Source organism: Neobacillus jeddahensis (assembly GCF_000612625.1).
Lineage (GTDB): Bacteria > Bacillota > Bacilli > Bacillales > Cytobacillaceae > Neobacillus > Neobacillus jeddahensis.
The window spans coordinates 33,253-49,093 of the sequence record NZ_CCAS010000013.1; the positions used below are offsets into that span (position 1 = coordinate 33,253).

The window sequence follows — 15,841 nt, forward strand, 5'->3', positions numbered from 1 at the left end:
TTACGATTGAAAATCGGCTTAGTTTCTCTTAATGCGTACAGAAAGCGATAGCTTTCTGTAGCCAAGCACAAGACAAGCCGGCGGGAATTTAGATTTTTTAACGGATTAAAAAAAGGTGGGAAACAAAGCGAGTCGGAGTCACTTATATCTGTTTCATAATCGTACAAAAATATTGGAGTCTGTCACCTTTGGGGATCGTAATCCCAAGGCAACAGGCTCCTTTTTATTTAATCCCAATTTTTTATTTTCTCGATTATTTTATTCTTTATCAGGGTAAAGAAGGTGGACTCCCCCTTTTGTACTTTTTGCTTATGCCATTCATTAAAGCTTGCAACAGTAATTAAGACCATGCCTGCTATTAATAAATATACCCACCATGGCATGTTGCCCCAATATGGTCTGGTTTGCAGGAATACATTTAATAGTAACACCCCTGCCCCAACAAAAAAGTAAGATTTAATACGGAGAAACATTCCTGTCAGCATAGATACTAATGAAAGTGTTCCTAAAATAATGGCATCATACACGGTATTGCTAGCTAAGCCATCCTGGATTAGGAGCAGAGAAACGGAGATTAATACTCCCCATTGGATAGCTTTTATACTTTCAGCATACCTTCCTTTTAGATTTTTTTGAATAAAAATAACCAGTAGAATAAAGGGAAGGACAAGTACCTCCCGTTTCCATAAATCCGCAATATTCAACCTATATATGACCGAATAATAGGGCTGTAATAGATAGGTTCCTCCGAGGATGGACATAAATACGGATGCACCTACTGGTACTCTTTTTGCCTGCAGCCAGATGGCGATGGCGATGAGGCACCCTGGTAAGGCATGCGTCCAAAGATTTTCTGTGTCAATAAAGTACATAAACACAAAATATAAGAAGGATACCATTGTATATCCATCAATCTTTGTATCAAGAAGCATTTTCCCATTAGAAACAACCTTTTTGTAAATACTTTGCCCAATAAAAATCATGAGAATTCCCAAACCACCGAAAAGTAGCATGTTTTCAAGCCCCATTATTTCACTCGAATACGAGAACTCCACTGTTGCAAAAAATGCAAATATTAATGGAACCAGCCCAAAAATATCCCATTTTACCTTATGCAAATAGACTAATAATCCCACCACATAGGAAAGGGTTACAAGATATTGAAGCCCATTATATGGATAGATCAAAAGTGAAAAACCAATCCCAAGCATTGAAAATGACACTAAGTAATAAGTGGTTCGCCTTGCATATTCTCCCTTCACGACCAATGAGAATAAAAGAATTAAGCCACTGGTGATAAGAAAATTATATTGTCCTAGGTAATCAGCAAAGACCATATTGATAGCAGTTGTGACAATAAAAAATAATGAGGTAAAACAACCATAAAGATAGACTTTAATCTGCCATTCCCGAACGGCATATCTACTACTCAATGCATATACAAAAATGGCTAGAATGAAGCTGTAAAGTGCAAAATCATGAAAAACAAACAAAGTATAGACCAATGTAAATGGATATACGATGTGTCCGACCCATGCAAAGGCAGACGATAGGACATGATCCCATTTCCTCCATATAAAAGCAGTTAACAGCAAAATCACAGCTCCTGTTGAGGCGATTAATGAATCAACAGACCGACTAAATGTTATCAGTAGTGAAACAGCATGTATGATGGAAAAATAGCTAAACAGTACTTCTATGCTAATAAAAAATGGTATCCATTTTATTCCGGTGAGTTTATAAAGATATGTATACATCCCAATTCCTATTGTCAATATAGCTGGTTGGACCCATGGTTGATTTAAAGGATCTACTAATACGCAAAAAATAGCCAACGTGTAAAGTATCTGTGCCGTGTACAAGGAAAGTTTCCCTATTTCTATTTCACCAATCTTATTCCATAGCAAGCTTGAACATAAAACAAAGAGGGCTCCACAGGCAAGATTTACCGGATATCCATAATTAACTGCATATACGCCTGAATAGCCAATCATTTCTTCACCAAATGCCATGATCGAGAGACCCCATGCAATCGGTATGACCCAAATCGCTACTTGCTTATATTGCACCCTTTCATCAAATTTGTGTAATAAATAAGCAGATATTGATAGTAGGATGAGCATGATCCCTAATTCCCACCACATAAGGAAAGTGAACGATATCAAAACAGCAAGCACCATGATACCTATACCAACGTCCTTTGAAGCAGTCTGGAGGATCATGACCCATTTCATTCGACGGAATCCAAAGACACAAAAAAGTAGAAATCCAGCTATAAAGACCAAAAGTGGAAAAGGAAAAAATCCAAACGGATGATTAAGTAAGTCAACCGCTTCGAGACTAGTTGATGCAAAAAATAGTGAACTTAAATAAGGAAAAATCCTCTCTTTACGATTGAAAGCTAAGTATAAGAAATTAGTAGCCATAATAAGATAGGCAAATAGAAGGACAATCGAAGGAGTTCCTGTCCTAATCAAGAACGCTTCTACGCTTATATAAATAAAGGCAAAGCCAGATAGGACTCCACTTGTATATTGAAATACTTTCTCTAATGAAAATTTATTATCTAATACTTTAGGAATAAATACCAATCCAAAGGCCAAGGATGCATAGAATATCGCGCCAATCTGATCTAGAGCGCTATGCTCGATCACTTGATAGGCACCATAAACAAGCATAATCGTAAAGATAAAATGATATTCTTTCCTGCCACTCACATATATCATCGACAAATAGATGATTCCTGTTAAAAGTAAATTAAAGCCATGGATCACCTCATTATCGTAGATAAAAAGCATCGTTAGGGTTGAAATGATTAGATGTATTTGGATATAGGGAACCATTTCCTGAGTAAACAATTTGAGAGCTACCCTGTCCTTTAATCTTTGGTAAGCAATAATGAAGATGGTATTAATTATCACTATTCCTAAATAATAAAAATCGGTTCTAAGGTTCAATGCTGCCAATAAAAAGCTTAATCCTATTGATAATGAAACATACGTAAACCAAACAAATAATCTAGAATTTAGTTTCTTAGCAAGGAAGATGTAAATCGTAATTGGAACCAGGCTACCTAGCATGCCAAGTAAATAGCGTCCCTCTCCATTGACAGACAGATATGGGCCTAAAAGTTCGAACCATCCTAGTGAAAGGATAAATATAGGTAGAAATAAACTTCCTAAAACAGTAAAGGCAAAGGCCGTTTTATCGATATGCAAACCTTTTTTTGTTACAAACGCAATCCCATAAAATAATATGGAAACAATAGCTATTGATCCACTTTTCATCAGACTTGTCATTGATTCCCAATTACTTGTAGCAACAAATAAGCCACCAATTAGTAAGAAAATAACTCCAATATTTAATAACCACGTAATGTTCCGTTCACGAATCTCATCTAGTGTCCTTGTTTTCTTAACTTTTGCTGGTCTAAGAGGAACAGCCATTGGTACTGTTTCTTTTTCTTTTGCTGGAAGTGGACTTAATTCAAGTAAATCGAGGTAGTATTGATGATGTGCCTTGGCAACCATTTCTACAATTGCAGGAGATAAGTACCCTTCTTCTCTCAAAGTAAAAAGCACCTGCCTAAATATCCTTCTTCTCTCTTCTTTTGGATTCTGCTCCATTGGTTTTCCCCCATTTCATCCCATTGATGTGGTCCATTCATCTTCATAAAAGATCTATTTAGTGTAATTTTACACCAAATTCATTAAAATTGCCAATAATTCATTTATTAGCAATAAATAATCAGTTTTACCTTTTAGTAAAATATCTGTATGATAAAATATACTAGCTAGATATGTTATCTTTAGAGGAGAATTAATTTCATAGGGAACATAAAAGAAACTATCTCCCCACAGGAAAACTTACATCTACAAATGGAGGAATTTATGCTTACTTATAATGAAAAATTAGCAATAATTGAAACTTTTCCCGAATTAGAGCGAAAAACGGTCTCGCTTGGCCGAGTCAATTTCCAACTACCAAATAGTATTTCGGATAAAAAGAATATCGTTTATCATTTACATCCTAATGGAAATGGCTTTGTTTATGCAGGTCATTTAGATAACTATGAAACGGACGAAAAAGGAATGGCCAATATCCGCGACTTTTCTGCTGATCAATTACGCAAATTGTTAGCAGAAGCGATCCAAGGTCTTCTACCAAACGAAAAGACGGCAGCAGAAGAAGCGATTGTGGGAGATTCAAGTGAAGAGCATTGGATGGATAGTGAAAACAATCGGCTCATCGTCGTAAATGAAAATGATGCGTGGAATATTTATTTTGGATTAAACCTTGATGCCAGCTTTGACACCTATGGGGAAGCAGAAGAGTTTTTAAAAGAAGAAGGTTTTAACCGCATGTAAAAAGTAAAGGCTATGCTCATCATGAGCATAGCCTTTACCCATTTATATAAGGTCACTGTCAATCCATTCGTCTAAACGAATAATACTTTGTTTTGCCCGCTCATAGTCGATCTTTCGATAGTGATGCTCCCCCCCTACTTCCTCATCTTTCTCATCCGCCCATTTTACGATCTGCTGTAAAGGGGTTCTTTCAATATCGTTTGTCGGTAAAAAAGAATCCGTATGAAAAAGAATGGCAAGGGCTATGGTCTTCGCTTTTATCGGATTTTCCCCTAGTCGTATTAAAAGTTTATGTGCACGCTCCGCACCCTTTATTGGATGGATATCATTTTGTCTATAAAGGTCATAATCCCATTTACCATTTTTATACCATGTATAATGCCCCATATCGTGGAGAAGGCCTGCTTTAGCTGCGATATCCACGTCCACTTGGGATTCTTTTGCTGAATGAAATGCATGATACGCTACCGCAATCGCATGGGCAAGTCCAGAGCGGTTTAAATATTTTTGGGCGATATGATGTTCAAATATATTCAATAAGGTGACGTCTCTCATGCGATCTCTCCTATCGTAAATTTAATAATATTTCACTTATTATATGCTAACCTGTCCTGTATGGCTATTCCTTTACAGCAAATAATAAAGAAAACTCGCCGATTGGCGAGCCCAAAGGGCGAAGACAGAGGCGTAGTTGCACTTATGCCTGATAGGAAAGTTATACTTCCCCATCGGTCAAAAAAGAGAGGAAGAACATCCTCTCTTTTTTTGTTATTTATCTTCAGTTTTTTTTGACGTTTTTCCATTAGGTCCCAAATACTCATAATCGTTAGGATTGATTGGAGTATATCCTTCAGGTTTATAAAAACGTAATAGATCTTTATAAACCACTTCATCAGACATTTGTAACTCTGTATTAACCTTATCACTTAGGTCCTTACAGGTTGAACTATCTTCCAATAAATCTCCGGTATCATAAGAGTAACATTTTTCATTAATTGAAATGGCATCAGAAGAAACAAAATCACCATTTCTAAATAATGTCCAATTACGATGTTCATTAGAAAGTAAATCCGAACCAAATTCCATGTAATCCTTTGTATCAATACCTAATAGATGAAGCACAGTCGGGCGAACATCTACTTCTCCACCAACCTGGGTTTGAATACCACCCTTTACGCCTGGTACGTGGATAAACAATGGTACGCGTTGCAATTTTGCATTAATGGCAGGTGTGATTTCATCTACCCCTAGTACTTTTGCCATGGCATCGTTGTGATTTTCAGAAATACCATAATGATCACCATACATGACAATTACAGTATTATCATATAGGCCATCAGCTTTTAAGTCATTAAAGAACTGTTCAAATGCTTGGTCCATATAATGAGCAGATTGGAAGTATTGATTTACTACTGTATCCCCATAATCACCTGCAGGGAAATCTGTATCTTCTGGATCCATTTCAAATGGGAAATGATTTGATAATGAAATAAATTTTGTATAGAATGGTTGCTTCATGCCTTCAAGCAATGGCATGGATTCTTCGAAAAACGGCTTATCCTTCATGCCATAGTTTTTTGTATTTTCATCCGACATGCTATAGTATTCGGCATCATAAAATTGATCATAACCAAATGCTTTATAAATAACATTTCGATTCCAGAAGGTCTTATAGTTCCCATGAAGAACAGCTGAACTATAGCCTTGCCCTTTAAGAATAGATGGCATTGCTTGGTAGGTGTTCTGTGCCTTATTAACAAACACAGCACCTTGTGCCATTGGATATAAGGAGTTTTCCATTAAAAACTCAGCATCCGATGTTTTTCCTTGACCAGTTTGGTGGAAAAAGTTTTCAAAATAAAATGTGTTCCCATCATGTTTTAAAGAATTTAAAAACGGCGTTACTTCTTGCCCATCAGGCATTTTATAATCAATCATAAAGCTTTGGAAAGATTCCATCGAAATATAAATAACATTCATACCTTTAGCTTTACCAAAGTAGTCCGGGTTTGGTGCCGTATAGTTTGCTTTACGGTAGTTTTCCACATCAGTAATATCACTTGAATCTGCTAATGCCCGTTGACTCGATGATTTTATGTTTTGAATAACGTCATAAATCGTAAAGTTATAGGCACCAAGATATTTAACTAAGTAATTACGGTCAAAAGAACGTGTTAATAATTGCGGGCGATCTTTTTCAGCTAAACCTAAGTTAAAAAGAAATGTTGTGATTGCAAACAAAAGAACAATCTTAAATGACTTTCGGTTCGTCACCGTAACTTTTTTGAATACGGTCAATGCAAGTGCTATTAAAATAAACATATCGATAAAATAAAATATATCTAATGGAGACATCAATGATAGGGCACTATCTCCAAGCTGTCCTGCATTAGTTTTTGTCTGCATTAAGACAGGTACTGTAATAAAGTCATTAAAAAAGCGATAATAGGCAATATTTGCATACAATAAGAAAGATAAAATGAAATTAATGATAATCATGACAAGTTTTGTACGCTTCTTAAAGAGCAATGCTAATCCAAAAAAGAAAAGCGCTGAACTTAAAGGATTTATAAGCAACAAAAATTTCTGTAAGCTATTATCAATTCCAAGGTTAAATTCAATTTGATATGCCGCGTATGTCTTTAACCAGAATAATACTACGGCGATTACGAAAAATGAAATGTGACTATTATTTATTTTTTTAGGTAGTCTAATTTTTTTCATTTATAAATTCTCCTCTCACTTACCAAATTAAGCTCCGGTAAACGAACCTCAATTACTATATCACATTTTCTAAAAAAATAAAAACATAAATCATCCCATTTTATGTATGATTGAACAAAATAAATTACGCCATTTTTTACAACATTTCGACATAACTCGACATACAGCATCTGTATGTTCGAGCTTTTTTCATTAATATTATGTATGCGATTTGTTGGACATGACTGATTTCCATCTTCATTGTTATAAGACGAGCTGAGATCAAATTTGGTTTCACTTTTTTTCAAATTCTATTCTAATTGGATCTTCTACACTCAGATTAAAGCTCAAGGAACGAGTATATTTCTACATATCATAATTCTGCGCTAATCGTATGGCAATAAGAATTTAGACTTATATTTCACTGAATCGATATCGAATAATTATTAAATAATTGGTAACCATAGTCTGGAAAGGATACTTGATATGATAAGGGGAGTTGTATGTATGCCTAGAATAAGGCCTGACTTCACTAAAAGTCCATATTTCATTGATGAGCCTGGAAACTGGCATTTAAAAGCCGGGGCTCCTAAGGAAATGCAAAATGAACTAGAAGAATACTTGAACAGTTTAGAAATTTTAGATGAACCAGGAACCATAAAGGGGATCAAGATTCATTTCTATCACGAAGAATAACATATTATATAGAAGAAAACGAAAACAAACCATAGAGATGACTATTATTTCAAAGGAGTAATCATAATGAATGTAAACCGTGTAAAACAAATTTTGTCTTCCTCAGCTGATATTGAAGTTAAATACAATGGAGCTTCTATTTGGATAGATCATCTAAATGAGAATGGAAACACAGCTACAGTTCATTTGCGCGGTCCTCTTGAGGAACGAACAGTTGTTGAAATTGGTGAATTAATAGAGGAGTGAATCCACCATCTTTTCCTTGAAAAGATGTTTTTTATCATCAATGCCAAAATTGAGGCAGGGATGGTTTCCTGCCTCCGATAAAACTAAATTGGGCTTTACTGAATGATAGTATGGATTATTGTCATTTTTTGCAGAATCATGCAGAACCTTAATATCAGTCGTGATGTAAAATACTTTCTTTCGCCAATAATTGGATGGTCATATCGTCCATTGGTGGATTGTGGAGACCAGCCCTTACATCACGGTAGTATCGTTGTAAGGGGTTCTGGATTGAAAGGCTTTTCGCCCCAACCAGTCTCATTGCCAAATCGACGACAGTAATGGCCAAATTGGTTGTGGTTAATTTGGCAGCACCCAAGGCTGGAATCATTTTTTCCCGCTGCTCATCATTTGAACTATCCCATTGTTTTGCAACCCCATATAAAAAATATTCTGCCTGCATTAGTTTCAATTCCATCTCACCAATTTTTTGCTTAACGTTTGGTAAGTCAATAATGGTCCCCTCAATGCTATTTGGGGAATATTCTTTAGCAAATTGAATGGCATATCTTTGTGCTGCTTTGGCGATACCTAGATAGCAGGCCGGAATATGGAGCAGCCAACCATTAGCTTTTTTACTCTGTTGGTTAAACATTTCTACCCGATACTTATCTGGGATCATCACATTATTGAGAATCAAATCATGACTTCCTGTTCCCCGTAAGGAAATGCTATCCCATGTTTCTTCTATTTCAATACCGATTGTTTCCCGTGGAATGAGAAAGTTGGCAATCTCATTGGATTCATTAATGGATGCATTCACAATAAAATAATCAAGGACTGGTGCCATGGTAGTAAACGTTTTTCTTCCATTCACCACCCAATTCTGACCAATTAATTGGGCGGTTGTTTCCGGTCTACCACCTCGAGTAGGACTACCTGTTCTTGGCTCTGTTTGAGCACTATTAATCAAGGCACCACCTTTAACCTTTTCACACAAAAACTTATAGATCGACAGGTTCCATGATTTTTTTTCATAAATATTCATCATTATCCCCATATGCCAGCCGATTGATAAAGCTGTTGCACCATCACCTTCTGCGATTTGCTCTTGAAGACGAATTAATTCATATAATGTGATTCCCTTCCCACCATATTCAACTGGTACTGTTAAAGAAGTGTAGCCCGCTTGTCTAAGATCTTGAATATTGGCAAACGGAAAACCTCCTTCTATATCCACTTGATGGGCTCTCATTAAGAACTGTTTTGAAAGAGTCTTCATCAAGGCTAGACGTTCTTCCATTGTTTCATTCTCTAGAAAGTTCATTCCATTCCACTCCAATCCGAGTTCTTTCTCTTTACCTTACCATAAAAATAATGGAATAAATGAATTAAAAACCTGACTGGTCGAAATTAGAACCATTTTTCATTTAAATCATAGAAGCTATGTGTCATACGTCACTGATTTATGTAAGAAAGTGTTCTATAATACTGGAAGTGAATTTTTCCATGTTATGATTTACCATTTATAATAGCGCATGTTTATTTGTGGAAATAATATAGTGGAAAAGTCTTTCAAGGGGGATGAAGATGAAACTAGGGATAAAACAACTATTAATTCAAACAAGTAGTCTCGTAGCGGGATTTATGGTCTGGGTACTCATTTCTTCACTTATACCATATATTAAGACAGATATTACATTATCTTCATCAGAAATTGCGTGGGCAACTGCCATCCCGGTTATCCTCGGTTCTCTTCTCAGGGTTCCGATAGGCTATTGGACCAATCGCTATGGTGCAAGAACATTATTTGCGATAAGTTTTCTCATTTTACTAATTCCACTTGCCATTTTGAGCTATGCAAATTCTTTGTTCATGTTACTTTTAGGCGGCTTGCTCCTAGGAGTTGGCGGTGCAGTTTTTTCCATTGGGGTTACTTCCTTGCCGAAATATTATGAAAAGACAAAGCATGGATTTATTAATGGAATATACGGTGCTGGAAATATCGGAACGGCTATCACTTCTTTTTTTGCCCCTGTATTGGCAAATGAATTTGGCTGGAGAAACACTATAAAGATTTTTCTGATTATTATGGTAGTATTTTCCATTATTAATTTCTTATTTGGTGACCGAAAAGAACAAAGAATAAATAATCCCCTTGTAGAACAAATTAAAGAAGTTTATAAAATTCCTAAACTATGGCTTTTAAGTTTGTTCTATTTCATTACATTTGGATCTTTTGTCGCTTTCACCATTTATCTACCTTCCTTTTTAGTGAATCATTTTGAATTAGATAAGGTAGATGCTGGGTTAAGAACAGCTGGTTTTATTGCACTTGCAACCTTTTTTAGACCCATTGGTGGATGGCTCGGTGACAAGGTAAATCCATTTCTTATATTAATGTCAGTTTTTTTCAGCCTAACATTTGCCGGATTTTTATTGGCCTTTACACCCTCCCTGCCAATTTATTCTTTTGGCTGTTTACTAGTTGCCTTTTTTGCCGGAATTGGAAATGGTGCAATCTTTAAGTTAGTTCCGTTGTATTTTTCTAAACAAGCAGGAATAGTTAATGGAATTGTGGCGGCGATGGGGGGATTGGGCGGGTTTTTTCCACCAATCATATTAACGATTTTCTATAATTGGACTGGCCATTATGCGATTGGATTTATGTCCTTGTCGGAATTCTCACTGGCAAGTCTGGTCATCGTAGTCTGGCTATACTATCAAGATAAGCTCGATATCTCAGCAAAAATCGTGAACCATGCTTTAGATGGTATATGCGTAACAGATATAAATGGAACAATTCAAAGCGTGAACCCTGCATTTACGAAAATTACAGGTTATAGTCAAGCCGAAGTTGTTGGAAAAACCCCGAGTGTCCTTCAGTCTGGTGAACATGGCCATGATTTTTATCAGAAAATGTGGGATAGTTTGAAAGTAAATGGATTTTGGGAAGGGAATATTTGGAACAAACGAAAAAATAATGAGATTTATCAGGAATGGTTGACGATCACAGCTATCAAAGATGACTCTGGGGAAACAAAAAATTTCGTAGCCATGTTCTACGAAGATAAAGAAAAATCAAAATGAAACTTAGATGAAGGCCTTCTCCATAGAAGGTCTTTTTTTTATCACCTCACTGTGATAAATATTACAACTTTTTGTCTATTCAATCGAGTTCACATTTCCTTCACCATTTTTGTGACGTACGTCACAAAAATCATGTTCCCATCTGTTTTATAGTAACAACATAAACAAAACAACTTACTTTTAACAATATAGGAGGAAAAATCATGGCTCGAATTAATTATTGGAATCCAGAAGATGAAAAGTTCTGGAACGCGGAAGGAAAAAAACACGCAAGAAGAAATCTATGGATCTCAGTCCCATCCTTAATGCTTGCATTTATCGTTTGGCAGATCTGGTCTGTAGTTGCTGTGAGATTAAATGATATCGGCTTTCATTTTACAGAAGAACAATTATTTACACTCGCTGCCATACCAGGACTTGTCGGAGCAACTCTTCGTTTTATCTATACATTCGCAGCCGGTGCGATGGGTGGAAAAAATTGGACTGTTATTTCAACTGCTGTTCTAGCCATACCCGCCATCGGAATTGGCTTTGCAGTTCAAAATCCTGATACTCCATTCTCTATTATGCTTTTACTTGCTGCCCTTTGTGGACTTGGAGGAGGAAACTTTTCATCTTCTTCTGCTAATATAAGCTTCTTCTATCCTAAAAAAGAAAAAGGAACAGCCCTTGGAATTAATGGTGGTTTAGGAAACATGGGAGTTTCAGTGGTACAATTTGTAACCCCATTAATTATTACTTCAGGAACATTCGCCCTTGTTGGTGGCAAACAAGTTTTAGCTGATGGTCAAACTGTTTGGTTACAAAATGCAGCGTTTATTTGGGTCATTCCTATCGTGATCATGACCATTCTTGCCCAATTTAAAATGGATAACGTTCCAGGTGCCAAGCAATCTGTAGCAGATCAATTTGTTATTGTAAAACGTAAGCATACATGGATTATGACCGCTCTTTATGTAGCAACCTTTGGATCATTTATCGGCTACTCTGCGGCATTCCCACTTTTATTAAAATCACAATTTCCTGAACATATTTCACTCGCTTTCCTTGGTGCTCTAGTTGCGGCAGCTGCTCGTCCAGTGGGTGGTTGGTTAGCTGATAAACTAGGCGGAGCCAAGGTAACAGCTTATGTATTAGTAATCATGGCCATTGGTGCAGCAGGAGTCATCTACTTCTTAAATGATAAACAATTTGCTGGATTTTTACTATCTTTCTTAATCCTTTTCCTTGCATCTGGTATTGGCTCTGGGTCAACATTCCAAATGATTCCAAACATTTTCATTCCAAAGGAAGCTGCCCCTGTAATCGGATTTTCAGCCGCATTTGCAGCATATGGATCATTCTTTATTCCCAAACTGTTTGGATGGTCTGTAAAAGCTACAGGTAGTTATGTAACTGCATTCTACTTCTTTATCGGATTCTACGCCATTTCATTTGTGCTTAACTGGTACTTCTACCAAAGAAAATCAACAGTGGTAAAGTCAGCGGTGAATCAAGCTAGTTAACTTGAATAGATAAAAAAACTGCCAATTTAGGCAGTTTTTTTATTAGTCTAAAATTTTCACGGTAATATGTTTATTTCCCCAATTGAGCGCATCTTGTTTGGTAGGAATAAATACATCAATTCTATTTCCTTTGATGGCTCCACCTGTATCCGCTGCTGTTGCCACTCCATATCCTTCAACATAGACTTTACTTCCCAATGGAATAACCTTTGGATCAACAGCAATGACTTTAGCATCTGGATTCGCATTTAGATCAACACCTGTGGCAGTTGTTCCAGAGCATCCTTCACATGAGGCAGTATAGGCAGTAGCCTTTACCGTAATTTCCTTTGAGTCATTTACATCACTTGGCGCTGGTTTATTTTCTTGGTGAGCTAGTTCTTCTTGTTGTAATGGTGTTTCGTCAACCGCAGTACTACTATTACTAGATGCGGTTTCAGTCTCAACATTTTTAACACTCTCTGATACTTCATCATAGATGAGAAGAGTCAAGCCTGGGTGAACCAAATCTGTATTTAAATTATTCCATTCTTTTATTTGCGTTACCGATACTTGGAATTTCACAGCAACATCCCATAGCGTTTCATCCTGTTGAATGGTATATTGTTTTTCCGTTGCAATGGTTAAAACATCGCCAGGGTGAATTAAGTTCGTAGAAAGGTGATTCCATTTTTCAATATTTTCTACCGATGTATGATGTTCCTGTGAAATCCCCCAAAGGGTATCCCCTTTTTCAACTGTTAATTCTGCAGCTTGAACATTAGCACCTATTGTTCCTGAGAGTGCAGCTACTGCAATGAATGTCTTGATTGTTTTGCGCATTTTTTACCTCCCATGTTCTTTCGTCGCTAACTGTTCCCAATGATAACATGAATTTTACTGAAACAAAGAACAGTGGGATGTTAATTCGTTTACAAGAATGGCAATTATATTACGATAATATTTCTAGATAACTGAATATTCAAATTTCAACCCAAACTCCTTCCATTTCCTACCTCCCTGTTGATTTTGAACAACAAAATAGTGCAGAATTATTTCTGCACTATAACATCACGGTATTCATTTTCAGGAAATCTTAGATATCGAGACTGCACAAGCTTTATATTCAGCCGTACCTGATATTGGATCATACTCATTCAAAGTTAATACATTTGTTGGTGTTTCACTCCAATGGAAACTCATAAATACCAGCCCAGGTACAACTTGTTCTGTTATTTTCGCCTTTACCTCAAGTTCTCCCCGACGCGAACGAACCTTTACCACTTGACCGTCACAAATATTAAGTGCCATGGCATCATCCGGATGAATATCAACCGTTTCTTCTGTTTGTTTCACTTTAACTCCTGATGCATAGTGTCGGGTTTGACTATGGGTATTGTATGACTCATAGCGCCGTCCAGTCGTTAATGTAAACGGATATTCTTCATCGGGTAATTCTAATGGTGCTGTATAGTCTACCGGCACAAATGGAGATTTTTTTACAACTGACTCCTGATTATGGAACCGTTCATGCATAATAAATGTTCCTGGATGGTTTTCATTAGGACATGGATAGTGGATACTGTATTCTCTATCAAGGCGTGTGTATGTTATACCACCATACATCTCCCACGCTAGCTTTCTGACTTCATCCCAGATTTCCTCACTACTATTATAATGCATGGGATAGCCCATTAGCGTTGAGAGTTCACAAAGGATTTCCCAATCTTCCTTCGTATTAGGATGAGCATCGACAGCCTTCCGAACACGTTGAACTCTTCGATCCGTATTCGTATAAGTTCCATCCACCTCGCCCCAAGAACGTGCAGGCAATACAACATCAGCTATTTTTGCTGTATCGGTAAGAAAGATGTCTTGAACAATTAAGAGGTCAAGCTTTTCAAATAATGTTTTTGTATGATTCATGTGAACATCGGCAAGGAGTGGATTTTCTCCGATCACATAAAGTGCCTTTAGTTCGCCCATTTCCAACCGGTCAAAGGTACGAGTTTGGGTATCCCCGGCATGTGGATTTAATTCAACCTTCCACTCTTTTTCAAAACGAGCTCTATACTCATCATCAGCCAAACTCATCGCACCTGCCAACTGGTTTGGCAAGCAGCCCATATCCCCTGCTCCTTGGACATTATTTTGCCCTCTCAGCGGCATAATTCCCGTTCCTACTTTTCCAATATTTCCAGTAAGTAATGCTAAATTCGCAATATCAAAAACATTGTTAACCCCACAATGATGTTCTGTGATCCCTAGTGTATAAGCAATCATTGAAGCATTAGACGTAGCATATTCTCTTGCGGTCGAAATAATATCTTCTGCCTTAATGCCGGTAATCACTGAGGCATATTCGGGTGTATAGAGCTCTACCTGTTTTGCAAGCCGATCAAAATCAATCGTAAATTGTTGGATAAATGTTGGATTATAGAGTCCTTCCTTTAAAATGACATGGATGAAAGCATTAATAAGAGCAATATCCGAACCAACATTGATTTGTAAATGGCGATGAGCTACTTTCACCATATCAATTCTCCTTGGATCAATAACAATGATCTTGAGACCAGATTTTGCTGCTTTCTTCATTCGATTGGCGATAATCGGATGAGCCTCCGTTGTGTTTGACCCCATCAACAGCAATACTTCTGCTTTTTCAAAATCCTCAATTGTATTTGTAGGGAAACCGCTTCCAAAAATAGTTGCCAGACCGGCAACGCTTGGAGCGTGTCACGTTCGGTTACAACCATCGATGTTATTGCTTTCTATTACAGTCCTCATAAATTTTTGGGTAATAAAATTTGATTCATTCGTACTACGGGCGCATGCGAACATGCTAATAGCATTCGGACCCCAGGTTGTTTTTATTCCTGTTAATTTATTAGCAATATATTGATAGGCTTCTTCCCAAGTTGATTCAACTAGTTTTCCAGCTTTACGGATGAGTGGTGCAGATAATCGGTTGTTTGCATGGACATATTCATAGGCAAACGCCCCTTTTACACAAGTTTGCCCTTTATTTACAGGTGCGTCCTTATCCCCACGGATCTTTACAATTTTATTATCTTGTACTTCAAGGACTAATCCACATCCAGTTCCACAATATCCGCATATTGTCTTTACAAAATTTGATTCGCTCAAAAATACCCCTCCCATTCAAAATCATCGCTATATAACTATCATAATCTATTTATTCACTTTGTAGATTCTTTTTTTAAAAATTTTGTTGGATCGAAAGAAATAAAAAAAACGAGAAAAGTCTCTCGTTTT

11 protein-coding genes are annotated in these 15,841 nt (G+C 36.9%); 5 read left to right on the top strand and 6 right to left on the bottom strand.

Annotation, left to right across the window (positions count from 1 at the left end):
• Positions 1-227: 227 nt before the first annotated feature.
• Complete coding sequence (locus TY15_RS08380) at positions 228-3,626, bottom strand: hypothetical protein (protein WP_040208694.1); 3,399 nt, start codon at positions 3,624-3,626, stop codon at positions 228-230.
• 264 nt (positions 3,627-3,890) lie between these two features.
• Here TY15_RS08380 and TY15_RS08385 point away from each other — a divergent pair, with 264 nt between their 5' ends.
• Entirely contained in the window at positions 3,891-4,367 is a 477-nt protein-coding gene (locus TY15_RS08385; RefSeq protein ID WP_040208692.1) for a hypothetical protein, read from the top strand.
• A gap of 42 nt (positions 4,368-4,409) precedes the next feature.
• Here TY15_RS08385 and TY15_RS08390 read toward each other — a convergent pair whose 3' ends face one another.
• Both TY15_RS08390 and ltaS read right to left on the bottom strand, forming a co-directional pair.
• The gene (locus TY15_RS08390; protein ID WP_040208691.1) at positions 4,410-4,922 is read right to left on the bottom strand and encodes an HD domain-containing protein; all 513 of its coding nucleotides are present in this window, start codon (positions 4,920-4,922) and stop codon (positions 4,410-4,412) included.
• Between the two features lie 213 nt (positions 4,923-5,135).
• Complete coding sequence (ltaS, locus tag TY15_RS08395) at positions 5,136-7,091, bottom strand: lipoteichoic acid synthase (protein ID WP_042374316.1); 1,956 nt, start codon at positions 7,089-7,091, stop codon at positions 5,136-5,138.
• 486 nt (positions 7,092-7,577) lie between these two features.
• Between ltaS and TY15_RS08400 the strand changes: the two genes are divergently transcribed.
• On the top strand, positions 7,578-7,766 hold the full coding sequence (locus TY15_RS08400; RefSeq protein ID WP_040208690.1) for a hypothetical protein: 189 nt from the start codon (positions 7,578-7,580) through the stop codon (positions 7,764-7,766).
• A 66-nt stretch (positions 7,767-7,832) separates the two neighbouring features.
• Positions 7,833-8,012, top strand: coding sequence for an H-type small acid-soluble spore protein (locus TY15_RS08405; protein WP_040208689.1), 180 nt, complete (start codon positions 7,833-7,835; stop codon positions 8,010-8,012).
• A gap of 154 nt (positions 8,013-8,166) precedes the next feature.
• On the opposite strand, the gene TY15_RS08410 is transcribed toward TY15_RS08405, so the two are convergent.
• The gene (locus TY15_RS08410; protein WP_040208688.1) at positions 8,167-9,318 is read right to left on the bottom strand and encodes an acyl-CoA dehydrogenase family protein; all 1,152 of its coding nucleotides are present in this window, start codon (positions 9,316-9,318) and stop codon (positions 8,167-8,169) included.
• Between the two features lie 263 nt (positions 9,319-9,581).
• Here TY15_RS08410 and TY15_RS08415 point away from each other — a divergent pair, with 263 nt between their 5' ends.
• Both TY15_RS08415 and TY15_RS08420 read left to right on the top strand, forming a co-directional pair.
• Positions 9,582-11,081 carry a nitrate/nitrite transporter gene (locus tag TY15_RS08415; RefSeq protein ID WP_179301850.1) on the top strand — a complete coding sequence of 500 codons (1,500 nt, stop codon included), beginning with the start codon at positions 9,582-9,584 and terminating at the stop codon, positions 11,079-11,081.
• 203 nt (positions 11,082-11,284) lie between these two features.
• On the top strand, positions 11,285-12,586 hold the full coding sequence (locus TY15_RS08420; protein ID WP_040208686.1) for a NarK family nitrate/nitrite MFS transporter: 1,302 nt from the start codon (positions 11,285-11,287) through the stop codon (positions 12,584-12,586).
• Between the two features lie 42 nt (positions 12,587-12,628).
• Here the strand turns inward: TY15_RS08420 and TY15_RS08425 are convergent, their stop codons facing one another.
• The gene (locus TY15_RS08425; RefSeq protein WP_040208685.1) at positions 12,629-13,408 is read right to left on the bottom strand and encodes a LysM peptidoglycan-binding and 3D domain-containing protein; all 780 of its coding nucleotides are present in this window, start codon (positions 13,406-13,408) and stop codon (positions 12,629-12,631) included.
• 243 nt (positions 13,409-13,651) lie between these two features.
• Positions 13,652-15,727, bottom strand: coding sequence for a formate dehydrogenase subunit alpha (fdhF, locus tag TY15_RS08430; protein WP_244440902.1), 2,076 nt, complete (start codon positions 15,725-15,727; stop codon positions 13,652-13,654).
• Between the last annotated feature and the right edge of the window lie 114 nt (positions 15,728-15,841).